The organism is Paraburkholderia nodosa (assembly GCF_001718195.1).
GTDB lineage: Bacteria > Pseudomonadota > Gammaproteobacteria > Burkholderiales > Burkholderiaceae > Paraburkholderia > Paraburkholderia nodosa_A.
In genome coordinates, this window is the sequence record NZ_MCNV01000027.1 from 37,275 (window position 1) to 62,450 (window position 25,176).

General features: G+C 66.7%; 18 protein-coding genes, 2 pseudogenes and 1 riboswitch. Of the genes and pseudogenes, 14 read left to right on the top strand and 6 right to left on the bottom strand.

Annotation, left to right across the window (positions count from 1 at the left end; genetic code table 11):
• Positions 1-5: 5 nt before the first annotated feature.
• Both BFD71_RS31750 and ugpQ read left to right on the top strand, forming a co-directional pair.
• Entirely contained in the window at positions 6-1,232 is a 1,227-nt protein-coding gene (locus BFD71_RS31750) for a deoxyguanosinetriphosphate triphosphohydrolase (RefSeq protein WP_069268235.1), read from the top strand.
• Positions 1,233-1,283: 51 nt separating this feature from the next.
• Entirely contained in the window at positions 1,284-2,039 is a 756-nt protein-coding gene (gene ugpQ / locus BFD71_RS31755; RefSeq protein ID WP_083245575.1) for a glycerophosphodiester phosphodiesterase, read from the top strand.
• A 36-nt stretch (positions 2,040-2,075) separates the two neighbouring features.
• Here the strand turns inward: ugpQ and BFD71_RS31760 are convergent, their stop codons facing one another.
• On the bottom strand, positions 2,076-2,450 hold the full coding sequence (locus tag BFD71_RS31760; RefSeq protein ID WP_069268237.1) for a DUF883 family protein: 375 nt from the start codon (positions 2,448-2,450) through the stop codon (positions 2,076-2,078).
• Positions 2,451-2,824: 374 nt separating this feature from the next.
• Positions 2,825-3,544 (bottom strand): OmpW/AlkL family protein, encoded by a 720-nt coding sequence (locus BFD71_RS31765; RefSeq protein ID WP_069268238.1) that lies wholly within the window; start codon positions 3,542-3,544, stop codon positions 2,825-2,827.
• Between the two features lie 189 nt (positions 3,545-3,733).
• Here BFD71_RS31765 and BFD71_RS31770 point away from each other — a divergent pair.
• The 4 genes and pseudogenes from BFD71_RS31770 to thpR form a co-directional block, all read left to right on the top strand.
• Positions 3,734-4,423, top strand: a pseudogene (locus BFD71_RS31770) (transposase); the annotation flags it as partial.
• 650 nt (positions 4,424-5,073) lie between these two features.
• Positions 5,074-9,774 (top strand): glutamate synthase-related protein, encoded by a 4,701-nt coding sequence (locus BFD71_RS31775; RefSeq protein ID WP_069268239.1) that lies wholly within the window; start codon positions 5,074-5,076, stop codon positions 9,772-9,774.
• A gap of 104 nt (positions 9,775-9,878) precedes the next feature.
• Complete coding sequence (locus BFD71_RS31780) at positions 9,879-11,345, top strand: glutamate synthase subunit beta (protein ID WP_069268240.1); 1,467 nt, start codon at positions 9,879-9,881, stop codon at positions 11,343-11,345.
• Between the two features lie 157 nt (positions 11,346-11,502).
• The gene (gene thpR / locus BFD71_RS31785) at positions 11,503-12,063 is read left to right on the top strand and encodes an RNA 2',3'-cyclic phosphodiesterase (RefSeq protein ID WP_069268241.1); all 561 of its coding nucleotides are present in this window, start codon (positions 11,503-11,505) and stop codon (positions 12,061-12,063) included.
• A 33-nt stretch (positions 12,064-12,096) separates the two neighbouring features.
• Here thpR and BFD71_RS39510 read toward each other — a convergent pair whose 3' ends face one another.
• The 4 genes and pseudogenes from BFD71_RS39510 to BFD71_RS31800 form a co-directional block, all read right to left on the bottom strand.
• Positions 12,097-13,461: a D-amino acid dehydrogenase gene (locus tag BFD71_RS39510; RefSeq protein ID WP_083245576.1), complete on the bottom strand. Its 1,365-nt coding sequence runs from the start codon at positions 13,459-13,461 to the stop codon at positions 12,097-12,099.
• A 78-nt stretch (positions 13,462-13,539) separates the two neighbouring features.
• Positions 13,540-14,802, bottom strand: a pseudogene (locus BFD71_RS31790) (MFS transporter); the annotation flags it as partial.
• Between the two features lie 290 nt (positions 14,803-15,092).
• Positions 15,093-15,860, bottom strand: coding sequence for an SDR family NAD(P)-dependent oxidoreductase (locus BFD71_RS31795; protein ID WP_069268242.1), 768 nt, complete (start codon positions 15,858-15,860; stop codon positions 15,093-15,095).
• Positions 15,857-17,614: an ABC transporter ATP-binding protein/permease gene (locus BFD71_RS31800; protein WP_069268243.1), complete on the bottom strand. Its 1,758-nt coding sequence runs from the start codon at positions 17,612-17,614 to the stop codon at positions 15,857-15,859. The genes BFD71_RS31795 and BFD71_RS31800 overlap by 4 nt, the downstream gene beginning before the upstream one ends.
• 299 nt (positions 17,615-17,913) lie before the next feature.
• Positions 17,914-18,028: riboswitch (TPP riboswitch) on the top strand.
• 264 nt (positions 18,029-18,292) lie between these two features.
• Here BFD71_RS31800 and BFD71_RS31805 point away from each other — a divergent pair.
• The 8 genes from BFD71_RS31805 to BFD71_RS31840 all read left to right on the top strand — a co-directional run bounded on the left by BFD71_RS31805 (position 18,293) and on the right by BFD71_RS31840 (position 25,113).
• Positions 18,293-19,441, top strand: coding sequence for an FAD-dependent oxidoreductase (locus tag BFD71_RS31805; RefSeq protein ID WP_069268244.1), 1,149 nt, complete (start codon positions 18,293-18,295; stop codon positions 19,439-19,441).
• Between the two features lie 42 nt (positions 19,442-19,483).
• On the top strand, positions 19,484-19,681 hold the full coding sequence (thiS, locus tag BFD71_RS31810) for a sulfur carrier protein ThiS (protein ID WP_069268245.1): 198 nt from the start codon (positions 19,484-19,486) through the stop codon (positions 19,679-19,681).
• Between the two features lie 80 nt (positions 19,682-19,761).
• The gene (locus BFD71_RS31815) at positions 19,762-20,577 is read left to right on the top strand and encodes a thiazole synthase (RefSeq protein WP_069268246.1); all 816 of its coding nucleotides are present in this window, start codon (positions 19,762-19,764) and stop codon (positions 20,575-20,577) included.
• Positions 20,574-21,686, top strand: coding sequence for a thiamine phosphate synthase (gene thiE / locus BFD71_RS39515; protein ID WP_083245572.1), 1,113 nt, complete (start codon positions 20,574-20,576; stop codon positions 21,684-21,686). Before BFD71_RS31815 ends, thiE begins: the two co-directional genes overlap by 4 nt.
• Before the next feature lie 170 nt (positions 21,687-21,856).
• Positions 21,857-22,678 (top strand): ABC transporter ATP-binding protein, encoded by an 822-nt coding sequence (locus BFD71_RS31825; RefSeq protein ID WP_028206560.1) that lies wholly within the window; start codon positions 21,857-21,859, stop codon positions 22,676-22,678.
• Complete coding sequence (gene mlaE / locus BFD71_RS31830; protein WP_028206561.1) at positions 22,675-23,451, top strand: lipid asymmetry maintenance ABC transporter permease subunit MlaE; 777 nt, start codon at positions 22,675-22,677, stop codon at positions 23,449-23,451. The genes BFD71_RS31825 and mlaE overlap by 4 nt, the downstream gene beginning before the upstream one ends.
• A gap of 73 nt (positions 23,452-23,524) precedes the next feature.
• On the top strand, positions 23,525-24,088 hold the full coding sequence (gene mlaD / locus BFD71_RS31835; RefSeq protein ID WP_069268281.1) for an outer membrane lipid asymmetry maintenance protein MlaD: 564 nt from the start codon (positions 23,525-23,527) through the stop codon (positions 24,086-24,088).
• 14 nt (positions 24,089-24,102) lie between these two features.
• The gene (locus BFD71_RS31840; RefSeq protein WP_069268247.1) at positions 24,103-25,113 is read left to right on the top strand and encodes an MlaA family lipoprotein; all 1,011 of its coding nucleotides are present in this window, start codon (positions 24,103-24,105) and stop codon (positions 25,111-25,113) included.
• The last annotated feature ends 63 nt before the right edge of the window (positions 25,114-25,176 follow it).

Genomic DNA, 25,176 nt, shown 5'->3' on the forward strand with positions numbered 1-25,176 from the left:
GAACGGTGAGCGACACCCGCAGCGACAACCGTAGTGATCCCCGTAGTGTTCAGGAAGGTAACGACGCGCATGGCGGCGACGCCAGCGCCGCGCTGATCGCGTCATTCGAGGCGGGCCTCGCGCCTTACGCGGCGCACGCCTCGCGCACGCGCGGGCGGCGCTATCCCGAGCCGCCGCCCGCCGCGCGCAGCGAGTTCCAGCGCGATCGCGACCGCATCGTCCATTCCACGGCGTTTCGCCGCCTCGAGTACAAGACCCAGGTGTTCGTGAATCACGAGGGCGATCTCTTTCGCACGCGGCTCACGCACAGCCTGGAAGTCGCGCAGATCGCCCGCTCGGTCGCCCGTAACCTGCGCGTGAACGAGGATCTGGTCGAGGCGATCTCGCTCGCCCACGACCTCGGCCATACGCCGTTCGGCCATGCGGGCCAGGACGCGCTCAACGAGTGCATGCGCGAGCACGGTGGCTTCGAGCACAATCTCCAGAGTCTCGCGGTCGTGGACGAGCTCGAAGAGCACTACGGCGCGTTCGACGGCCTGAACCTGTGCTTCGAGACGCGCGAAGGCATTCTCAAGCACTGCTCGCGTGAGCATGCGAGGCATCTGGGCGATCTGGGTGAGCGTTTTCTGCTCGGCCGGCAACCGTCCATCGAAGCGCAGATCGCCAACATCGCCGACGAAATCGCCTATAACAACCACGACGTCGACGACGGCTTGCGCTCGGGCCTGCTCACCATCGAGCAACTCGCCGAGGTCGAGCTCTGGCAAACGCACTACGACGCCGCGCGCGCCGAATATCCGCAGATCGAGGGCCGTCGGCTGATTCACGAGACGGTGCGGCGCATCATCAACACGCTGATCGTCGATCTGATCGGGCAGACGCGGCGCAATCTCGCCGAGTGCGCGCCGCAGTCGCTCGACGACGTGCGCGCGGCGCCTGCGCTCGTCGCGCACAGCGAGCGCGTGGCCGCGCAGGCGGCGGCGCTCAAGCGCTTCCTGTACCGCAACCTGTACCGCCACTATCGCGTGATGCGCATGGCCAACAAGGCGCGGCGCGTGGTGAAGGGGCTGTTCGAGGCGTTCAGCGAAGACTCGCGCCTGTTGCCGCCGCCGTACCAGACGCAGGACGCCGCCCTGCAGCCGCGGCTGATCGCGCATTACATCGCGGGCATGACCGACCGCTATGCCCTGAAGGAGTACCGCCGCCTCTTCGTCGTCGCCGATGACGTTTGAGGGCGCGGCTCGCCCCTCTCACCGCCCCTGCCGATTCCGGGAGCCGATTTGATCAAGTCCTGGCCGTATCCGCGCGTTGCCGCGCACCGAGGGGGCGGCACGCTCGCGCCCGAGAACACCCTGGCGGGTCTGCACACCGGCGCGAGCCTCGGCCATAAGATGGTCGAGTTCGACGCCAGGCTCTCCGTCGACAACGTCGCGTTCCTGCTCCATGACGACTCGGTGAATCGCACGTCGAGCGGGCACGGCGCGGCCGCGTCCATGCGCTATGCGGAACTTGCCGCGTTGGACGCGGGCAGCTGGCGGGACGCGCGTTTTGCGGGCGAGCCAATGCCGACGCTCGCTCAAGTCGCAGCGTGTTGTCGCGAGCTGGGGCTTGCGGCGAATGTCGAGATCAAGCCCTGCGCGGGTCGCGACGTGGAGACAGGGCGCATTGTCGGCGCCGAAACGGCGCGCCTATGGGAGAGCGAAGCGCGGGCAGGCACGCCGCCTTTGCTGTCGTCGTTCTCTTATGCGGCGCTCGAGGCGGCGCGCGAAAGCGCGCCGGAACTGCCGCGCGGGCTGCTATTCGAGCGGGTGCCCGCCGACTGGCGCGAGCAGACGGCGGCGCTCGAGTGTGTGTCGCTTCATGCGAGCCATCGCCATCTGGACGAGGCGCTCGTCGAGCGCATCAAGTCGGCGGGGCTTTTCATCCTCGCCTATACGGTGAACGAACTCGACCGCGCTCGCCAACTCGTGAGCTGGGGCGTCGATACGGTCTGCACCGACCGTATCGACCTGATCGGGCCGCACGCGCTCGACGCCTGAGGGCCCGGGCCGGGCGGCCGGTGCCCGGCTCCTCCTTCAGCGGCGCGAGAGCAGCGCGCCCAGTACCAGCGCGACGCCGCCGGCAATCGCTACGGCCTGCCAGGGATTGCGGTGTACGTAGTCGTCGGCGCCGGCGATGGCCGCGTCAGTGTGGTCGCGCGCGGCTGCACGCGCGACTTCGAGCCGCTCGCGGGCGGCGTCCAGACGCTTGCGGATGTCGGCGCGCAGCGCAGCTGCATCGGCCTGGGTTCCTTCGCCCAGCGTGTTTTCCAGCTCGGCGAGCAGATCACGCAACTCGTCGGTGATATCGGCGGCGGCGCTGCGGCCGCGGCGTGCAATGCGCCGCGCGTGTCGGCTCGTGCGCGTCCAGGAATCTCCGAGGGCTTCTCGCGTGTTCGGAAAGGCGCTCATGTATGGCTCCGTCGTTGAAAAGTCACAGGTAAAAGGCTCGCCGCGGCGCGCACGAAAAAGGGCGCGGCAGGGCGAGGACCGGAGTGCAAGTATTGCGCAATTCCAGTGCCCGAGCCTTGAACGCGCGCAGCGAGCCGGGCGCAAACGCCCGCCAGGCGGGGCTTCCTTCTCTGGTGACAAAACAGGTGATTACGGGGACAGCACGCTTTTTCCCAGAGGCATAGAATCAGGATAAGCCCATGCGAAGGCGGGGAAAATCGATGGAGACGCGAAGACGGGAAGGGCACGGCCGGGCGGGAAACGCCGCCCTCCGCCAGACGCCGCAAGGGCGAGGCGAAGGGCCGGCGCGAGGTGGTGCGGGGCGCCGAAGGGCGTCAGAAGTTGTAGCCGACCTTCAGGTACGTCACGAGCGGGTTCAGGTGAATCTTCGATTCCGCGACTCGCTGCGTGCCGAACTGGTTGTTCAGCGTCGTGTGGTACGTGGCCGTCACGTTGATCGGGATGTACGAGAGCGAGAAACCGGCGAACCAGTGCTTCGTGAAGTTGTAGTTGAAGCCCAGGTTAAACACGGGGGCCCAGGAACGATCCGTCGAAACACTGGTCGGACCCCCAAGCCTCTCTTGTTCAAAGGCGCCGTTGGTGATCTTCGCGTCGGTGAACCAGGCGTAGGTCACGCCGACGCCGAGGTAAGGACGGAATTTGGCTTCCGGGCTGTTGAAGTAGTACTTGAACAGCAGCGCGGGGCTCCACAGTTTTGCCGAGCCGACCTTGCCGTAGCTGCTGAACATGCCGCCGCCGGAAATATCGAACTTCGGCGGAATGCCGAGTTCGGCTTCGGTCGCGAAGTGGTCGGTGATGTAGTAGCCGAGGGAGAAGCCCACGGTGTCGGCCGAGCCGACGCTGGCGCCGGTGTTCGGAATGGCCATGTTGACGGGCGTGCCGCCGACACTGTCGATCTTGAGCGGATCGCTGGTGTCCTGCGGCATGAAGCGGAACCAGCCGGTGGTGACGTAGAACGTGTTTGCGGATTGTGCGTGTGCCGCCGTGAAACTGGCGAGCGCGGCGACCCCTGCCAGCGCCTGTTTTAATTTCATATTAATTGCTCCTCCATGAAAGGCCCGCTCATTATGAACACAACGTTTGCAACAAACCAGACGCGACCGTTAGAGCTTTTTTACTAAGCGCCGCGAGCTTTCCGCCGAAGCCGCATGCCAGCGAGAACTAGCGCTGGTGGGGCCTGGCGGGTCTGCGGGTATTCACCAACGGAACCAGGAAAATCGAGCATGGCACGGCTTGCACGTCTTTATGTTCCCGATCAGCCACAGCATGTGATCCTGCGCGGACTCGATCAGCAGCCCGCGTTCGTCGATGACCAGGACTACGAACTGTTCATCGACTGCCTGAAGGCCGCGGCGCGCGATCATCATCTGGCGGTGCATGCGTGGGTTTTGATGCCCGGCGCGGTGCAACTGCTCGTCACGCCTTCCGACGAATCCAGCCTGCCCAAGGCAATGCAGGCGGTCGGCCGGCGCTACGTGGCGCATTTCAACCGGCGCTATGCGCGTCGCGGCACGCTCTGGGAGGGGCGCTACCGCGCGACGGTCATCGAGGGCGAGCGCTTCTTCCTGCTGGCGAGCCGCGTCGTCGAGCTCGCACCGGTGCGCAGCCACCTCGTGACGGCGCCCGAAGACTATCGATGGTCGAGCTACCGGCATCACATCGGCCTCACCGTCGACAGCCTCATCACCGACCATCCGCTGTACTGGGCGCTCGGCAATACGCCTTTCGAGCGTCAGCGCGCGTATCGCGAACTCTGCGAGCAGGTGCTCGACGAACGCGAAACGACACAGCTCATGCAGGCCACGCTCAAGGGCTGGGTGCTCGGCAGCGACACGTACCGCGATTGGGCGTCGCGCACGGCGAACCGGCGCGTCTCGCCGCTGCCGCGTGGGCGCCCGCGCAAGGTGCGCGAGGCGCCAGGCACGCCTGCGGCGACGCCGGGCGCCGTTGGCGCCGCGGCCACCGCGAGCCCGGCTTCGACGCCTGCGGCCGGATCGGGCGGGGCCGGTGGTCAGCCGGCGAGCCATGGCGCGACTCAATCTGGCCCCCATTCTACCTCGCACGCCGGCGCCAACCCGGCCGGCTCGACCTCGACGCAGGGAGGAGGTCACCCTGGGAGTGGTTCCGCTACAACATCGGGTGGAAATCCGGGTGGCGCGGGCGGCCATTCCGGTGGTTCACAGGGTTCCGGCAACGGGGGCTCCTCCGGTTCGAGTTCGGAACACGACGAACGCAAGCCGGGCACCGGCACTCACTGATTGCTTTTCGGATCAAGTGTTTACGAAATAAACGGCATCCCCGGATGCCGTTTTCTTTTGCCCGAATTTAATATGACCCCAATAAAAAAATGTGCGAATGCACCAACTCGATAATTGGGGTTCGAACATCACGTTTTATTTGCATCCCCTTGATTCGTCGCGTATATTCGCCTTTCGGCTCTCCTGGGCGCATAACGCGGGAAGCACGTAGTACCCGCGCAACGCCGTACAGCGGTCACGTAAGCGGCGTAAATCAAGAAAACGGATTCAACGGCTGGCAACGGCCCCACTCTGACGGTGTCCCCATGAACGATCACCAGCAGCGCGCCGCGGTGCCCGCCGCGCAAGGTCTCTATGACCCGCAAAACGAACACGACGCATGTGGCGTCGGTTTCGTCGCCCATATCAAGGGCAAGAAGAGCCACGAAATCATTCAGCAAGGCCTGAAGATTCTCGAGAACCTCGACCACCGGGGCGCCGTGGGCGCCGATCCGCTGATGGGCGACGGCGCGGGCATCCTGATCCAGATTCCGGACGCGTTCTACCGCGAAGAGATGGCCAAGCAGGGCGTGACGCTGCCGCCGTTCGGCGAGTACGGCGTCGGCATGATCTTCCTGCCGAAGGAACACGCCTCGCGTCTCGCCTGCGAGCAGGAACTCGAGCGCACGGTGCGTGCAGAAGGCCAGGTCGTGCTGGGCTGGCGCGACGTACCGGTCGATCACGCCATGCCGATCTCGCCCACGGTCAAGGCTAGCGAGCCGCTGATCCGCCAGATCTTCATCGGCCGCGGCAAGGACGTGATGGTTACGGACGCGCTCGAGCGCAAGCTGTACATCATCCGCAAGACCGCGAGCCACCGCATTCAGGCGCTCAAGCTCAAGCACGGCAAGGAATACTTCGTGCCGTCGTGCTCGGCGCGCACGGTCGTCTACAAGGGTCTGCTGCTCGCCGGCCAGGTTGGCGTGTATTACCGCGACCTGCAGGACGAGCGCGTGGTGTCGGCACTGGCGCTCGTGCACCAGCGCTTCTCGACCAACACGTTCCCGGCGTGGGAACTGGCTCACCCGTACCGCATGATCGCCCACAACGGTGAAATCAACACCGTGAAGGGCAACGTGAACTGGCTGAACGCCCGTACCGGCGCGATCGCCTCGCACGTGCTCGGCGACGACCTGCCGAAGCTCTGGCCGCTGATCTATCCGGGCCAGTCCGACACCGCATCGTTCGACAACTGTCTCGAACTGCTGGTGATGGCGGGCTACCCGCTCGTCCACGCGATGATGATGATGATCCCGGAAGCCTGGGAACAGCACACGCTGATGGACGAGAACCGCAAGGCGTTCTACGAATACCACGCTGCGATGATGGAGCCGTGGGACGGCCCCGCCGCGATCGCGTTCACCGACGGCCGCCAGATCGGCGCGACGCTCGACCGTAACGGTCTGCGTCCGGCGCGCTACATCGTCACGGACGACGACCTGGTCATCATGGCGTCGGAAGCCGGCACGCTGCCGATCCCCGAGTCGAAGATCGTCAAGAAGTGGCGTCTGCAGCCGGGCAAGATGTTCCTGATCGACATGGAACACGGCCGCATCATCGACGACAAGGAACTCAAGGACAACCTCGCCAACGCCAAGCCGTACAAGAGCTGGATCGACGCCGTGCGCATCAAGCTCGACGAGATCGAGCCGAAGGCGGAAGACGTCGCGACCGCGCGCGCCGAAGCCGCCGCCCTGCTCGACCGTCAGCAGGCGTTCGGCTACACGCAGGAAGACCTCAAATTCCTGATGGCGCCGATGGCGATGTCGGGCGAAGAGGCGGTCGGTTCGATGGGCAACGACTCGCCGCTGGCGGTCATGTCCAACAAGAACAAGACGCTCTACAACTACTTCAAGCAGCTCTTCGCGCAGGTCACGAACCCGCCGATCGACCCGATCCGTGAAAACATGGTGATGTCGCTCGTGTCGTTCATCGGCCCGAAGCCGAACCTGCTCGACACCAACAACATCAACCCGCCGATGCGTCTCGAAGTGTCGCAGCCGGTGCTCGACTTCAAGGACATCGCGAAGATCCGCGCGATCGAGCAGTACACGGGCGGCAAGTTCAGCAGCTATGAGCTGAACATCTGCTATCCGGTGGCCTGGGGCAAGGAAGGCATCGAAGCGCGTCTCGCGTCGCTGTGCGCGGAAGCCGTCGATGCGGTCAAGTCGGGCTACAACATCCTGATCGTGTCGGACCGCCGCGCGGACCGCGACAACGTCGCGATTCCCGCGCTGCTCGCCACCTCGGCGATCCACTCGCACCTCGTGCAGCACGGCCTGCGCACGAGCACGGGTCTCGTCGTGGAAACGGGTTCGGCGCGTGAAACGCACCACTTCGCGCTGCTCGCCGGTTTCGGCGCGGAAGCCGTGCACCCGTACCTCGCGATGGAAACGCTCGCGCAAATGGCGCAGGGCCTCAAGGGCGACCTGTCGGGCGAGAAGGCCGTCTACAACTTCACCAAGGCAGTGGGCAAGGGCCTGCTCAAGGTGATGTCGAAGATGGGCATCTCCACGTACATGTCGTACACGGGCGCGCAGATTTTCGAAGCCGTCGGTCTGGCTGACGATCTGATCGCCAAGTACTTCAAGGGTACGGCCTCGAAGGTGGGCGGCATCGGCCTGTTCGAAGTGGCTGAAGAAGCGATCCGTCTGCACCGCGACGCATTCGGCGACAACCCGGTTCTCGCCAACATGCTCGACGCGGGCGGCGAGTACGCCTACCGCGTGCGCGGCGAAGACCACATGTGGACGCCGGACGCGATCGCCAAGCTGCAGCACTCGGCGCGCAGCAACTCGTACCAGACGTACAAGGAATACGCGCACCTGATCAACGATCAGACGAAGCGCCACATGACCTTCCGCGGTCTGTTCGAATTCCGCCTCGACCCGGCGCGCGCGATCTCGATCGACGACGTCGAGCCGGCCAAGGAAATCGTCAAGCGTTTCGCCACGGGCGCGATGTCGCTCGGCTCGATCTCGACGGAAGCGCACGCCACGCTGGCCGTTGCGATGAACCGCATCGGCGGCAAGTCGAACACGGGTGAAGGCGGCGAAGACGAGAAGCGCTACCGCAACGAACTGCGCGGCATTCCGATCAAGAACGGCGACACGATGCAGTCGATCATTGGGCCGGAAGTCGTCAAGGACATCCCGCTCAAGGATGGCGACTCGCTGCGTTCGAAGATCAAGCAGGTGGCGTCGGGCCGCTTTGGCGTGTCGGCGGAGTACCTGTCGTCGGCGGACCAGATCCAGATCAAGATGGCGCAGGGCGCGAAGCCGGGCGAAGGCGGTCAGCTGCCGGGCCACAAGGTTTCGGAGTACATCGGCAAGCTGCGTTACTCGGTGCCGGGCGTGGGCCTCATTTCGCCGCCGCCGCACCACGACATCTACTCGATCGAAGACCTGGCGCAGCTGATTCACGACCTGAAGAACGTGAACCCGGTTTCGTCGATCTCGGTGAAGCTGGTGTCGGAAGTGGGCGTGGGCACGGTGGCAGCCGGCGTGGCGAAGGCCAAGGCCGACCACGTCGTCATCGCGGGTCACGACGGCGGCACGGGCGCCTCGCCGCTCTCGTCGCTCAAGCACGCCGGCACGCCGTGGGAGCTCGGTCTGGCGGAAACGCAGCAGACGCTGGTGCTGAACCAGCTGCGCGGCCGTATCCGCGTGCAAGCCGACGGTCAGATGAAGACGGGCCGCGACGTGGTGATCGGCGCGCTGCTCGGCGCGGATGAATTCGGCTTTGCGACGGCGCCGCTCGTCGTCCAGGGCTGCATCATGATGCGCAAGTGCCACCTGAACACCTGCCCGGTCGGCGTGGCGACGCAAGATCCGGTGCTGCGCGCCAAGTTCTCGGGCCAGCCCGAGCACGTCGTCAACTTCTTCTTCTTCATCGCTGAAGAAGTCCGCGAAATCATGGCGCAACTGGGTATCCGCAAGTTCGACGATCTGGTCGGCCGCGCGGATCTGCTCGACACGCGCCGTGGCGTGGAGCACTGGAAGGCGAAGGGTCTCGACTTCTCGCGCGTGTTCTACCAGCCGTCGGTCGGCGCTGAAGTCGCGAAGAAGCACGTCGACACGCAAGACCACGGTCTGGACCGCGCGCTCGATCACACGCTGATCGAGAAGGCGAAGGCGGCGATCGAAACGGGCGAGCACGTCTCGTTCATCCAGCCGGTGCGCAACGTGAACCGCACGGTTGGCGCGATGCTCTCGGGCGTCGTCGCGAAGAAGTACGGCCACGACGGTCTGCCGGAAGACACGATCCACATCCAGTTGAAGGGCACGGCGGGTCAGAGCTTCGGCGCGTTCCTCGCACGCGGCATCACGCTGGACCTCGTGGGCGACGGCAACGACTACGTCGGCAAGGGCCTCTCGGGCGGCCGCATCATCATCCGTCCGACCAACGACTTCCGCGGCAAGTCCGAAGAAAACATCATCTGCGGCAACACGGTGATGTACGGCGCACTCGAAGGCGAAGCCTTCCTGCGCGGCGTCGCGGGCGAGCGTTTCGCGGTGCGTAATTCGGGCGCGACGGCGATCGTCGAGGGCACGGGCGACCACGGCTGTGAATACATGACGGGCGGCACGGTGGTCGTGCTCGGCGAAACGGGCCGTAACTTCGCGGCGGGCATGTCGGGCGGTATCGCCTACGTGTACGACCCGGACGGCACCTTCGCCGGCAAGTGCAACAAGTCGATGGTCGCGCTCGACCCGGTCCTGCAGCAGGCCGAACAGGAGCGCACTGTGGACCGCGCACTGTGGCACACGGGCCAGACCGACGAAGCGCTGCTCAAGGGACTCGTCGAGCGTCACTTCCAGTTCACGGGCTCGACGCGCGCCAAGGCGCTGCTCGAGAACTGGGATGCGGCGCGCCGCCAGTTCGTGAAGGTGTTCCCGACGGAATACAAGCGCGCACTGGGCGAACTCGGCGCGAAGAAGGCGAACCAGGAAGAACTGGCCGCCTGATCCGCAAGACGACGACTGAACGAAGACGAAGCGCCCGCCGCGCTCACTGAAGCGGCGGCGGGCGCGGTCCCCTCACCGAATAGATAGAGATAGACGAGAACCCTATGGGTAAGGCAACCGGTTTTCTCGAGTTCGAGCGCCAGCATGAGGCGTACGAAGCACCGCTCACGCGCGTGAAGCATTACAAGGAATTCGTGGCGGCGCTCTCCGACGCCGACGCGAAGATCCAGGGCGCACGCTGCATGGACTGCGGCATCCCGTTCTGCAACAACGGCTGCCCGGTCAACAACATCATTCCGGACTTCAACGACCTCGTGTTCCGCCAGGACTGGAAGAGCGCGATCGACGTCCTGCATTCCACGAACAATTTCCCCGAGTTCACGGGCCGCATCTGCCCGGCGCCCTGCGAAGCGGCGTGCACGCTCGGCATCAACGACGACCCGGTCGGCATCAAGTCGATCGAGCACGCGATCATCGACAAGGCCTGGGCCGAAGGCTGGGTCGCGCCGCAAGTCGCGAAGCACAAGACGGGCAAGAAGGTTGCCGTGGTCGGTTCGGGCCCCGCGGGCCTCGCCGCCGCACAGCAGCTCGCGCGCGCCGGTCACGACGTGACGGTGTTCGAGAAGAACGACCGTATCGGCGGCCTGCTGCGCTACGGCATCCCCGACTTCAAGCTGGAGAAGTGGCTGATCGACCGCCGCATGCGGCAGATGGAGGCCGAAGGCGTGACGTTCCGCACCAACGTGTTCATCGGCCGTGGCGAGTTGCCTGCGTACATCGGCAACACGGCGAAGGAAACGATCTCGCCGGACGAACTGAAGGACCAGTTCGACGCCGTGGTGATCGCAGGCGGTTCGGAAACGCCGCGTGACCTGCCGGTGCCGGGCCGTGAACTCGAAGGCATCTACTACGCCATGGAGTTCCTGCCGCAGCAGAACAAGGTCAACGCCGGCGACAAGCTGCCGAACCAGCTGCTCGCCAAGGGCAAGCATGTGGTCGTGATCGGCGGCGGCGATACGGGTTCCGACTGCGTGGGCACCTCGAACCGTCACGGCGCGAAGAGCGTCACGCAGTTCGAACTGCTGCCGCAGCCGCCCGAGGAAGAGAACAAGCCGCTCGTGTGGCCGTACTGGCCGATCAAGCTGCGCACGTCGTCGTCGCATGACGAAGGCTGCTCGCGCGACTGGTCGGTCGCCACCAAGCGCCTCGAAGGCAAGAACGGCAAGATCGAGAAGCTGATCGCCGCACGTGTGGAGTGGAAGGACGGCAAGATGGTCGAAGTGCCAGGCTCGGAATTCGAAATGAAGGCCGATCTCGTGCTGCTCGCCATGGGCTTCACGCAGCCGGTTTCGCCGGTGCTCGAAGCATTCGGCGTCGAGAAGGATGCGCGCGGCAACGTGCGTGCCTCGACCGAGGGCGAGAAGGCGTACTACACGTCGGTCGACAAGGTCTTCACCGCCGGCGACATGCGCCGCGGCCAGTCGCTCGTGGTGTGGGCGATCCGTGAGGGCCGTCAATGCGCTCGCTCGGTCGATGCGTACCTGATGGGCAGCTCGGAGTTGCCGCGTTAAATCCGGTGTGTCCCGCTATTCGCTGGGACGCACGGGAGACGGCAGGAGACACGAAGCCAGAAAGCCGGGCATCCGCAAGGATGACCCGGCTTTTTTACGTCTGCGCGCGAGAGGATTACCATGACGCGATTGCCCGACCGAACGAGGCCCGCCGATCATGTCCGAAGCCCGCGAGACCGATCGTGACACGCAGCAATGGCGGCGCTGCTTCATCGCGCTTTCGCCCACTGCGGCGTCGCGCGATGCGCTCGCCGCGCTGGACGTGCCGCCCAATGCGCGGCGCGTGCCCTATGCGCAACTCCATCTGACAGTGACGTTCATCGGCGCAATGTCGTTCGACCAGGGACACGTGCTCTCGCGGCGCCTCGCCGAGCACGCGCCGCTCCTCCCGCCCGCTGAAGTCACGCATATCGAATGCTGGCCGGGACGCGCCCATCCGCGCCTCATGGTGGCCGTGCTCGCGATGTCGGATGCGTTCACGGCGCTCGACTGGCACGTGCGCTCACTCATGGGAGACGTGGGATTGCCGCTCGACGCACGAGCGTTCCGTCCGCACGTGACGCTCGCGCGCTTCGCGCGCGACGCCGTGGGCGCGCCGGCGCCAAGCGGCGGCGAAGCGCTGCCGCCGTTGTGCTTCGAGTCGCTGGTGCTGTATTCGAGCACGCTGGCGAGGCAGGGCGCGCGCTACGAGGCGTTGGCGAGCGTCGCGCTCGATTGAGGTGTCGCCCTGCGTTGGAGTCTCGACCGACGCTTAGTGGCGATACCGCGCCAGCGTCAATCCATCGAGATCGATTTCCGGCGCGCGCTGCGTGACGAGGTCCGCGAGCACGCGGCCCGAACCCATCGACATCGCCCAGCCCGTCGAGCCGTGCCCGACGTTCAGCCACAGGCCATCCACGCCCGACGTGCCGAGCAGCGGCGCGCCGTCCGGCACCATCGGCCGGCGCCCCACCCAGAATTGCGCCGACGAAGGCGTCGCGGCGTGCGGGAACCAGTCGTCGAGCACCTTCATGAGCGTTTGCAGCGCCTGCTCGCGCAGCGTCGCGCGGTGGTCGCCCAGTTCCGCCGTCCCCGCCACACGCAGATACGGGCCGAAGCGCGTGATCGCCGTCTTGAGCGACTCGTCCATGAGCGCGGCGCGCGGGGCCTTCTGCTCGTCGACCACGGGCAGCGTGGCCGAATAGCCTTTCACCGGATACAACGGCACGCGCACGCCAAGCGGCGCGACGAGCGCCGCGCTCTCCACGCCCAGGGCGACCACCACGGCGTCGGCGGCGAGCGTGTGGGGCGTGTCGTCGGTGGGCTCGCTGCGCTCGGCCGGGCGCAGCACCTCGGCCGGCGCGCGGCGCTGCTCGCGCCGGTCCTTGCGGTTGTTGGCCGTGCGCCGCCCGGGCACGGCGCGCACGCGCACGCCGTTCACCCTGCCGCCCGCGGCTTCGAGCGCGAGCACTTCGGTATCGAACAAAAACGTGACGCCGCGTGATTCGCAGACGGAGCGCAGCTCGCGCGTGAAGCGTGCGCAGTCGCCGGCTTCATCTTCCGGCAGATAGACGCCCGCCACCGGTTTCACACGTGACCACGCAAGCCCCGGCTCGACCTGCGCGCACGTGGCGGCATCGAGTTCGCGATAGACGATGCCCGCATCGCGCAGCACGCCGAGCGCCGGTTGCGCGAGCTCGAGGTCGTAGTCGCTGCGAAAGAGCTGCAGATAGCCCTGGCTGCGCCCGTACTCGAACGCGTGCGTGGCGCGAAACGCGTGCAGGCATTCACGGCTGTAATAGGCGATCCGCTGCATGCGCTGCTTGTTCACGCGAAAGCGCGCGAGATCGCATTCGCGCAGCCAGCGCGCGATCCAGCGCCACTGCGCGGCGTCGAGCGTGGGACGGAAGATGAGCGGCGAGGTCGGCTTGAGCAGATACTTGATGAGCTTCGCGGGCATGCCGGGCGCGGCCCACGGCGTGACATAGCCGGGCGCGATGACGCCGGCGTTGCCGAAGCTCGTGCCGAGCGCGACGCCCGGTTCCCGTTCGACGACCGTGACGTCGCAGCCTCGTTCGCTCAGATAGTACGCAGTAGCGACGCCGATCACACCGGCGCCGAGGACGATCGTTTTCATGCCGGTCGCACAACAGGGAGGGACGGTCGGTATTGCAGCATGTTCGCGCTCATCGTGCAGTGGACTCCGCAGACGCTCGCTCCCGGCAGCAGGCACTTCCTCGGTCAGCGTCTTGCCCTTCGTCTCCGGCAGGCACAGCGCCGCGACGATCACGAGCAGATAGCCCGCGCCGGCCACCACGCCGATCGCCTTCACGAGCGAGGTGGTTTGCGCGAATGCGCCTACGAGAATGGGGAAAAACGAGCCGAGCCCGCGTCCGAGGTTGTAGCAGAAGCCCTGGCCCGAGCCGCGGATCGCGTTCGGGTAAAGCTCCGAGAGGTACGCACCCACGCCCGCGAAAATGCCTTGCACGACGATGCCGAGCGGAAAGCCGAGCAGGAGCATGGCGGTGTCGGTGATGGGCAGCATGGTGTAGGCCATGCCGAGCGCAAACGAGCCGATGGCGAACAGGATGAACGACGCGCGCCGGCCGATCCTGTCGCACAGGATCGCGCCGACGATGTAGCCCGTGAACGAGCCCACGATCAGCACGATCAGATAGCCGCTCGTGTTGAACACCGAGAGATGGCGCACCGTCTTGAGGTAGGTGGGCAGCCAGGTGGTGATCGCGTAGTAACCGCCGAGCATGCCGGTGCACAGCGCGCTGCCGAGCAGGGTGGTGACCAGATGCGCGGGCGCGAAGATCTGCATGAAGTGGCTTTGCACCGCGCCGCTTTCGCGCGCCCGGCGCGTGGCGACGAACACGTCGGGATCGCTCACGTTGCGGCGCACATAGAGAATCCAGAGCGCAGGCACGATGCCGATCCAGAAGCACGCGCGCCACGCGTATTCCTCGGGTAGCAGGGCGAAGAAGGCCCAGTACAGTATGGCAGCCGCGCCCCAGCCGAACGACCAGCTGCTCTGCACCGTGCCCACGGCTTTCGCGCGATGCTGCGGCGAGCGGATCGTTTCGGCCATCATCATCGTGACGACCGTCCATTCGCCGCCAAAGCCGATGCCCTGCAGCGTGCGCGTGGCGAGCAGTTGCCAGAATGAATGCGTGAAGCCGGAGAGGCAGGTGAAGAGCGCGAAGGTGGCGATGGTCCACTGCAGCACGCGCACGCGGCCGTAACGGTCGGCGAGGATGCCGGCGAGCCAGCCGCCGATCGCCGAGGAGATCAGCGAGCTGGTCGCGATCATGCCGGCCTCGCTCCTGGTCATGCCCCAGGTCGCGATGAGCGTCGGGATCAGGAACGAGTAGATCATGAAGTCGAACGCGTCGACGGCGTAGCCGCCGAATCCCGCATAAAGCGTGCGCCGCTCGCGCGCGTTCAACTCGGTGAACCAGTGAAAGTAGCCCATCGCGTGTCTTCCCCCATATTTGTTGTGCGCGCAACGAACCGGGCTGAGCGGCGCGTGCTGCGCAAGCGACCCGGCTGGCGCAGACGCGTTGGGTGGCGTGTGCGCTTGACGCTGGCGGGCTGTGCGGTGCGACGCCGCCCGTCTCCGGTGTGCTGGAGGGGTATTTTACGGTGCGAAACCGCGCTGAGGCGAGGGGCAATTTGGGGGCGCCGGCTATCGTTGTATTCCGATATTTAGTTCGGGTTTAGTTCGATAGCGAGCGAACGATGGCGCGCGGGAACCGCAAGGCGCTAGAGCGTGAGCCCGCCATCGACATGAATCACCTGGCCGGTGATGTGGCGCGCGGCATCCGAGAGCAGGAAGGCGATGAGTTCGGCGACATCGGCGGGATCGGCCACGTGGCCGAGCGGTGTTTCCTGTGCCGCACGCTCCCACACCGCCGCGTTTTCCGGCGCGGGGCCCTTGTCCTTGCGCGTATAGCCGGGCGCGACGCAGTTCACGGTCACGCCGTGCGGCGCCAGTTCTGCCGCGGCGGTTTTCGCCAGCGATTCGAGCGCGGCCTTCGCGGCGGCGGTGGCCGCGAAGGGCGCGCCGGCGCGGTAGCGGTGCGCGACGAACGAGCTCAGCGCGACCACGCGGGCGCGCGCCGAGCGTTCCAGCGCCGGCTGCGCGCGTTGCACGAGCCCGGCGAACGCGGCAGGCATGGCCGCGAAAGCGCCTTCGAGCGACGCGGCGTCGAGCGCGGCGAGCGTCTGGCGCTGCGCGTGCCCGGCGTTGGCGACGAGCTGGTCGAGCGAGCCGAAGCGCGCGAGCGTGGCGTCCACGAGCGCGCTCGCCTGGCCGGCCAGCGCGAGATCGCCGTACGCGGTGGCGCAGGTCGAGCCGCGCTGCTCGCACCCGGCGGCAACGGCGGCGAGCCGGGCGCGCGATGCCTCATCCGCGCCGCGCGTGTGCAGCATCAACGCTACACCCGGCGCCGCGAGGCGACGCGCGAGCGCCGCGCCGATGCCCGAGCCCGCGCCCGTGATCAGCACGACGCGCAGCGCGCTTGCGCTCACGCGGCAACCCGCTCTTCGGGCATGCGCTCGATCTCGAGCGTTTCGTGGTGGTACGCCGCGAGCGACTCACGGTGCGCGACGCTCACGATCGCTGCCTTGGGCAGACGTTCCATGAACAGCTTGTAGAGACGGCTTTCGTTGTCGGGGTCGAGCGCGCTCGTCGCTTCGTCGAGGAACAGATAGTCGGGCTTGTGCAGCAGCACGCGCGCGCCCGCAAGGCGTTGCTGCTCGCCCGGCGAGAGCACGCGCGTCCAGTGCGCCGATTCGCCGAGACGATCCACGTACTCTTCGAGGCGGCAGGCGCGCAGCGCTTCGCGGCAGTCTTCGTCGCTGTAGTCGTCGGCAGGCGACGGGTAGGTGAGCGCTGCCTTGAGCGTGCCGATGGGCAGATAGCTCTGCTGCGGGATGAACATCATGCGCGCATCGACAGGCGCGTCGATCGAGCCTTCGCCGAAGGGCCAGAGGCCCGCGAGCGCGCGCATCAGCGTGCTCTTGCCTGCGCCCGAGGGGCCGCGCACGAGCCAGCGCGAGCCCGGCTTGATGGCGATGTCGCGCACTTCCGAGAGCGGCGTGCCGTTGGGCAGCGAGAGCTTGAGATGCTCGGTGGCGAGCTCGTTGTTGTCGATGAAGTGCAGGTTGATGCCGCCGTGCTCGGTGGCGGGCGAGACCGATTCCTTCAGACGCGGCGAGTGCACCACACGCACGAATTCGCGCAGACGATTCACGGTAGCGCGCCATTCGACCAGCGTGGAGTAACTGTTGATGAACCACGAGAACGAGTCGCTCACGGTGCCGAACGCCTGCGAGATCTGCATCAGCACGCCGAACGTGAAGGCGCCCGCGAAGTAGCGCGGCGCGGCCACCACGAGCGGGAAGATGATGGCTATCTGGCCGTAGAAGCTCAGCACGAAGGTGAGGCGCTTCGTGTATTTCATCACGCGCCACCAGTTGTCCTTGATGTGCGCGAAGAGGCCCTGCGCGTTGCTGCGCTCGGTGTCCATGCCGTCGTAGAGGGCGATCTGCTCGGCGTTTTCGCGCAGGCGGATCAGGCCGAAGCGGAAGTCCGCTTCCACCTTTTGTTGCTGGTAGTTGATCGACACGAGCGGGTGGCCGACCTTCTGGATCACGAGCGAGCCGAACACGGCATAGAGCGCCGCGGCCCACACCATGTAGCCCGGAATCGCGAGCGGCTGCCCGCCCAGCGTGACGGTGAGCGCGCCCGCGAGCGTCCACAGGATCGTGATGAACGAGATGAGCGTGACGACCGTCGAGAGCAGGTCGAGCGTGAGCGAGAGCGTGGTCGTGGCGAACGACTGGAGGTCGTCGCTGATCCGCTGGTCGGGGTTGTCGGCGAGGCGGTCGCGCTCGATGCGGTAGAACGCGCCCTTGCCGAGCCACTCGTTCAGGAACCGCGTGGTGAGCCACTGACGCCAGCGAAAGCCGAGCATCTGGCGCAGATAGCGGCCATACACCGCGAGGATGATGAAGCCGAACGCCAGTTCGGTGAAGGTCATCAACAGCGGCGGGAAGCGCTTGACGTCCTTGGCCTGCAACGCGTTGTAGAACTCCGCGCTCCAGCCGTTCAGGCGCACGTTGATCCACACGACGAGCAGGTTCATCACGATGATCGCGACGAGCAGGCCCCAGGCGATCCAGCGTTCCTCGGAGACCCAGTAGGGCTTGATCAGGCTCCACGCGGTGATCTTCTGATGCTCGTTCTGATCGGGCGTGGCGCGGGCAGGTTGGTTGGTCATGTGCGTCCTGAAGGTGTGGCGGCCCGCTGGGGGCATGCGCCGCGCGCCGCACGGCGGCAGCGTTGCAGCGATTCTGTCGTCGGGCGCTTAAGTGAGTCTTAACGGGCCACAGGCGGAGCCAAAACCGGCGCGAGGCGTGGAGACAAAAGCGCACGCTGGCGCCGCCGTAGCGTGGCGCTCATTGTCTCACCGCGCGGGCTCGCGAGGCGAAAGAGGCGGGTTCAGGGCATTGTGCCAGACCACGCCCCCCGGTTCCGCCGAGGTTTGCGGGCCGCGCGCGTTTTGTGGTCTAATCGTCGTTGACGAAACAGGGGTGCTTCACCGGTATGCCGGGCATGCCGCCAGTGAGGCTGAGAGAAACCCTTTGCACCCGATCCGGGTAATACCGGCGCGGGAAGTTTCCAGAAAGTCTTACCGGAGCGCCCAGCCTGGGTTTTGAAAAGGCGGGGGCGCCAGGATTCCCGCCGGGCTGCGCTTTGGGCGCCTGGGTTCGTATACGCATTCCGTATCGGGCCGTTTGCGCCGCATAGCCTCCACGGTCGGCCTTGCCAGCCGGTTTCGTCCTTGGGTACGTCTGCTGCTGCCGTACGGAAAGGATACGATGACCGCCTATTCTCTTTGTTCCCCGATTCTTATCGCGTTCGCCTTGCCGTTCGCCTTGCGTGACGGAGCATCGTCATGAGCCGCGCCCGCAACCCTGACGTGGGCAGCGTGCCCGACTTCGCCGTGCTCGGCGGCGGCCTGAGCGGCCGGCTCGTCGCATGGCGTCTGGCCGGCGAGGGCCATCGTGTCGCGCTTTACGAGCGCGGCGGCCCCGAAGGCGGCGAAGCCGCCGCCTGGGTCGCGGCGGCCATGCTCGCGCCGCTCGCGGAGGCTGCCGTCGCCGAAATGCTCATTACCGAGCTGGGCGTCGCATCGCTCGAAACCTGGCCGCGCATTCTGGCCGAGTTGCCGGAGCCCGTGTTCTTCCAGCGCAACGGCACGCTCGTGGTCTGGCATAGCGCCGATCGCACCGAAGCGCCGCTCTTCGAGCGCCGCGTGCGCGCCAACGCGCCGCGTTCTCTCGCCGATGCCAACTTCGTCGCGCTCGCCGGTGCGCAGCTCGACGCCGCCGAACCGGCGCTCGCGGGGCGCTTCGCGCGCGGCTGGCTGCTCGAAGGCGAGGGCCAGCTCGACAATCGCCAGGCCCTGGCCGCTCTGGCGGCGGGGCTCGCTGCGCGCGGCGTGGAAACCCACTGGCACACCACGGTCGACGAGGCCAATCCGCCGCCCGCGCGCGTGACGATCGATTGCCGCGGGCTGGGCGCCAAACCTGCGCTGCCGGGGTTGCGCGGCATTCGCGGCGAAGTCGCGCGCGTGCACGCGCCGGGCATCACGCTCACGCGCCCGGTGCGGCTCCTGCATCCGCGCTATCCGCTCTATATCGCGCCCAAGGAACACGATGTTTTCGTGATCGGCGCGACCGAGATCGAAGGCGAGGATCGTTCGCCCGTGAGCGTGCGCTCGGCGCTCGAACTGCTGAGCGCGGCGTTCGCGGTGCATCCGGCGTTCGGCGAAGCGCGCATCCTCGAGTTGAACACGCAGTGCCGCCCGACGCTGCCCGACCACCGCCCGGCGCTCATCTGGGACGGCAAGACCACGTTGCGTGTGAACGGTCTCTATCGGCACGGCTTCATGATCGCGCCGGAAGTCGCCGACGAAGCCGCGCGCTTCGCCCAGGCGCTGCTCGATGCCCGTGTGAGCGATGCCGAATCCTTCGAGTCGCTGCGCCGCGCGTCGCGATGGGGCGACATGCTGCACGCGCAGGGCGCGCACGAGCCGGCCTGACGCCTCACCAGAAATAATCCGCAGTTTGAGAACGTATTTGCCATGGACATTCAAATCAACCAGAAGCCGATCACGCTGCCCGAGGGCGCGACTGTCGCCGATGCGCTCACCGCATTCGGCGCGCGTCCGCCGTTCGCCGTCGCGTTGAACGGCGATTTCGTGGCGCGTACCCAGCATGGCGCGCGCTCGCTCCAGGCGGGCGACCGCCTCGACGTCGTGAGCCCCGTGGCCGGCGGCTGAGCCTCGCTCGCCCAGGCCACCGGTCGCGCGCATCGCATACACGGCGAGCGCGTTCACGACACCGCCAAGGATTCCGACCCATGACCACCACAACCACTGCCGACGCGCTCACGCTCTACGGCGAAACCTTCGCGAGCCGCGTGCTGCTCGGCACGTCACGCTATCCGTCGCTGCAATCGCTCGCCGACTCCATGGCTGCCGCGCGCCCCGGCATGATCACCGTCGCGCTGCGCCGCCAGATGAACGAGGGCACCGCCGAGGCCGGCTTCTTCGATCTGCTCAAGCGCCACGGCGTGCCGCTCCTGCCGAACACGGCGGGCTGCCTCACCGTCAACGAGGCGGTGACGACGGCGCACATGGCGCGCGAAGTCTTCGAAACCGACTGGATCAAGCTCGAACTGATCGGCGACGACTACACGCTGCAGCCCGACCCGGTCGGCCTGATCGAGGCCGCGTCGCGCCTCGTGAAGGACGGCTTCAAGGTGCTGCCGTATTGCACCGAGGACCTCGTGATCGGCCGGCGTCTGCTCGACGCCGGCTGCGAGGCGCTCATGCCGTGGGGCGCGCCGATCGGCACCGGCAAGGGCGTGATCAACCCCTACGGCTTGCGCGTGCTGCGCGAGCGCTTGCCCGATGTGCCGCTCATCGTCGATGCGGGCCTGGGCGTGCCTTCGCACGCGTGCCAGGTAATGGAGTGGGGCTTCGACGGCGTGCTGCTCAACACGGCCGTTTCGCAGGCCACGCACCCCGAGGCGATGGCGCGCGCGTTCGCGCTGGGTGTCGAGGCGGGGCGCGCCGCGTTTCTCGCCGGACCGATGGCCGAGCGCGAAGCAGCGGTCGCGAGCACACCCGTGGTCGGCATGCCTTTCTGGCACCAGGATGGAGACAAGCGATGACTGAAACGCTGCGCCTGCAGGACCGCGAACTGTTCTGGCCGCCCGCCGACGAACTCACCGAAACGGCGGAGCGCATCCGCGCGCGCCTGGGCGACTGGCAGCCCACGCATGCGCCGTGGCGCATCTGTCTCACGCCGCCCGACGCGCCCAACGGCGGCGATCTGATCATCGTGACCGACGCGGCGCCGCATCTGGCCAACATCGCGCGCTGGATGACCGACGGCGCGGGCGTGATCGAAGCCGCGGGCGAAAACCCGAAGGCGGCGCGCGCCACGCTGCATCTGGGCGGCGAGCGCTACGCGCTCGAAGGCGAGCTGGCGGAAGACTGGATCCCGGCGCTGGCGGCGTTCCTCGACTGCGGTTTCGATCCGCACGACGCGCTCGTGCTCGCGCTCGCCTGGCGCGACGGCGACGAGCAGCAGGCTGACGCCTGGCCCGTCGACATCGAGCGTTTTCCGCGGGTGTTGGGCCTGCCCGACGCGCCCGCACAGCCGTTTGCGCCGTGTCCCGCGAAGCTTGGCTTGTATCCCGTACTGCCCACGGCCGACTGGGTTGAGCGCGTGCTCGACTATGGCGTGAAGACGGTGCAGTTGCGCAGCAAGCAGCCGAAGTCGCCGGCGCTCACGAACGAAATCGAGCGCTGTGTTGCGGCGGGCCGCAAGCACGACGCGCAGCTCTTCATCAACGATCACTGGCAGGAGGCCGTCGCGGCCGGGGCTTATGGCGTGCACCTCGGCCAGGAAGACCTGCGCGAAGCCGACCTCGGCGCGATCGCGGCGGCGGGCGTACGTCTTGGCCTCTCGACGCATGGCTACTTCGAGATGCTCACGGCGCTTCACTTCCGTCCGAGCTATCTCGCGTGCGGCGCCGTGTTCGCCACCACGACCAAGGCCATGCCCACGGCGCCCCAGGGCCTCGCGCGTCTTGCCCGCTACGTGAAGCTGCTGGACGGCGTCGTGCCGATGGTGGCGATCGGCGGCATCGACGACAATGTGCTGCCCGAGGTGCTCGCCACGGGCGCCGGCAGCGCGGCGGTGGTGCGTGCTGTGACCGAGGCGGCCGACCCGGCTGCCGCGGTTGCTGCATTGCGCAACGCGTTTACGCAATAATGGTCCGCCCTGGCATCGGGCTGCGCCGCGTGCGCGACCCGGGGCCAAGGGGGCCGCAACCCGCAGCAGCGGGCGCTTGCGGCTTACATCGGCGGGTCCGGGGGCGTCACGGCAGGTTTTCCACGATGGCCCTATAATCCCGCCTTCGTGTAAATGGACTGTCAGACCACGTGCCCTCAACCTCTGAGACCCTACTGGAGCTGCGCGACGTCGACTTCGGCTACGGCGACCGGCTCGTCCTGTCCGGCCTGAACATGCGCTTCCCGCGCGGTCGGGTCGTGGCAGTCATGGGCGGTTCTGGTGGCGGAAAAACGACAGTGCTGCGCTTAATCGGCGGCCTCGTTCGCGCCCAGCGCGGCCAGGTGCTGTTCGGCGGCCAGGACGTCGGCGCGCAATCGCGCGACGGCCTCTACGCCCTGCGCCGCAAGATGGGCATGCTCTTCCAGTTCGGCGCGCTCTTCACCGACATGTCGGTGTTCGAGAACGTCGCCTTCGCCTTGCGCGAGCACACCGACCTGCCCGAAGAGCTGATCCGCGACCTCGTGCTCATGAAGCTCAACGCCGTCGGCCTGCGTGGCGCGCGCGACCTCGCGCCTTCGGAAATTTCCGGCGGCATGGCGCGGCGCGTGGCGCTCGCGCGCGCCATCGCGCTCGACCCCGAGCTGATGATGTACGACGAGCCATTCGCGGGTCTCGACCCGATTTCGCTCGGCATCACCGCGAACCTCATCCGCACGCTCAACGACGCGCTCGGCGCAACCTCGATCCTCGTCACGCACGACGTGCCCGAGTCGTTCGCGATCGCCGACTACGTGTACTTCATGGCGAACGGCCGGGTGCAGGCGCAGGGCACGCCCGCCGAGCTGCGCGCCTCGACCGACCCGATCGTGCGCCAGTTCATCGACGGCGCGCCGGACGGCCCGTTCCGGTTCCATTACCCGTCGAACCTGCCGCTCGAAGCGGACTTCGGCATTGGCGGAGGCCGCTCATGATCGGCGCCATCAGCTCGATCGGGCGCACCGTGCTCGAAACGATCGCGCGCGCGGGGCATGCCACGCGCTTTTTCGTGCGCCTCGTCCTCGAATTCTTCCCGTTGCTGCGCCGGCCGCGTCTTGTCACGAAGCAGATCCACTTCGTCGGTAATTATTCGCTCTTGATCATTGCCGTGTCGGGCCTGTTCGTGGGCTTCGTGCTCGGGCTGCAGGGCTATTACACGCTCAACCGCTACGGCTCCGAGCAGGCGCTCGGGCTGCTGGTCGCGCTCTCGCTCGTGCGCGAGCTCGGGCCCGTCGTCACCGCGCTGCTGTTTGCGGGCCGCGCGGGCACCTCGCTCACGGCCGAGATCGGCCTCATGAAGGCGGGCGAGCAACTCACGGCCATGGAGATGATGGCGGTGGACCCCGTGCGCGTAGTGGTTGCGCCGCGCATGTGGGCAGGCGTGATCGCCATGCCGATCCTCGCGGCTATTTTCAGCGCAGTCGGCATTCTGGGCGGCTACGTGGTGGGCGTGCTGCTGATCGGCGTGGACGCCGGCGCGTTCTGGTCGCAAATGCAGGGCGGCGTGGACGTCTGGACCGATGTGGGCAACGGCGTGATGAAGAGCATCGTGTTCGGCTTCGCCGTGACGTTCACCGCGCTCTATCAGGGCTATGAGGCGAAGCCCACGCCCGAGGGCGTGTCGCGCGCGACCACCAAAACGGTCGTGTACGCGTCGCTCGCGGTACTCGGCCTCGACTTCCTGCTCACCGCGCTGATGTTCAGCTAAAGACGCCGGGCAGCGACCCGGCCGCGCGGCGCGCACAGGAGCGACGCCGCAATGGATTCTCATTGGGATGACGATGAAAAAGAATGCTCTCGACTTCTGGGTCGGTCTGTTTGTGGTGCTGGGCTTTATCGCGCTACTGTTTCTTGCGCTGAAGGCCGGCAACATGAGTTCGCTGTCGTTCCAGTCCACCTACCCGGTGAAGCTCAAGTTCGACAATATCGGCGGCCTCAAGCCGCGCGCGCCGGTGAAGAGCGCGGGCGTGACCGTGGGCCGGGTGGCCTCGATCGGCTTCGACTCCAACGCCTATCAGGCGCTGGTGACGATCAACCTCGACCAGCAGTACCAGTTTCCGAAGGACACGTCGGCGAAGATCCTGACGTCGGGTTTGCTCGGCGAGCAGTACATCGGCCTCGAACCGGGCGGCGATTCGGAAATGCTCAAGGCCGGCGACACCATTTCGATGACGCAGTCGGCCATCGTGCTCGAGAACCTGATCGGCCAGTTCCTCTATAGCAAGGCGGCCGATTCGGGCGCCGCGAAGCCGTCCAGCGGCGCGAGCACGGATGCGGCGCCTGCTGCAGCACCCGCGCCCGCACCGGCTCAGGCGCCTGCACCGGCGGCTTCGGCGGCCCAATAAGAAGGAGAAAAAGAATGACGACCATACGCATGCGCGCCATTACGCTTGGCGTCGCAGCGCTTGCACTCGGGGGTTGTTCGACGGTGCAGACGCCATCGAAGGAAGATCCATGGGAAGGGTTCAACCGCACGGTGTACACGTTCAACGACAAGGTTGACACGTACGCGCTCAAGCCGGTGGCGCAGGGCTACGTGAAGGTGACGCCGCAGCCCGTGCGCGACAGCGTGACGAACTTTTTCGCGAACATCGGCGACGTGTACAACGCCGCGAACAACTTCCTGCAGCTGAAGATCACCGATGGCGTCGAGGACATCATGCGGATCGTGATCAACACGGTCTTCGGCCTCGGCGGTCTGTTCGACGTCGCGACGCTCGCAAAGCTGCCCAAGCACAACCAGGACTTCGGTCTCACGCTCGGTCACTATGGCGTGCCGCCCGGCCCATACCTCGTGCTGCCGCTGTTCGGTCCGAGCACGGTGCGTGATGGCGTGGGCCTCGTGCCGAACTACTTCATCAACCCGCTCACCTATGTGGATCCGGCCGCGCTGTCTTGGGGCCTTTACGGGCTGAACGTGGTGAGCACGCGCGCCAACCTGCTTGGCGCGAGCGACCTGCTCGAAGGCGCGGCGATCGACAGGTACTCGTTCATCCGCAACGCCTATCTGCAGCGCCGCCGCTATCTGCTGTCGGACGGCCGCGCGTCGTCGGGCAACAGCAATCTGCCGGATTACGGCGATGGCGCGCCGCTGCCGAAGTACGACGACACCGACGAGGGCGCGGCGGCCCCCGCTTCGGGTGCGGCTGCCGGTGCGGCAGTGCCCGCTTCGGGCACTGCGCCTGCGGCCACCCCGAATGCGGCCAGCATGGCACCCGCCAACCCCAACGGCGCAACGACCGCCCCGGCCACGCTGGAAGGCCCGGCCGGCGCCGCGGCGCCCACGGGCGCGTCGGAAACCACGGTGCCGGGCGACCAGATGATTCCGCCCGCGCGCATCGGCTTCCCGAGCATGCTGCGGCTGCACTGAGCGCTGCGCTCCAGCGTGCTGGAACGCCTCGCCGGAGCGTTCGTCTGACGTATACGTCTGACG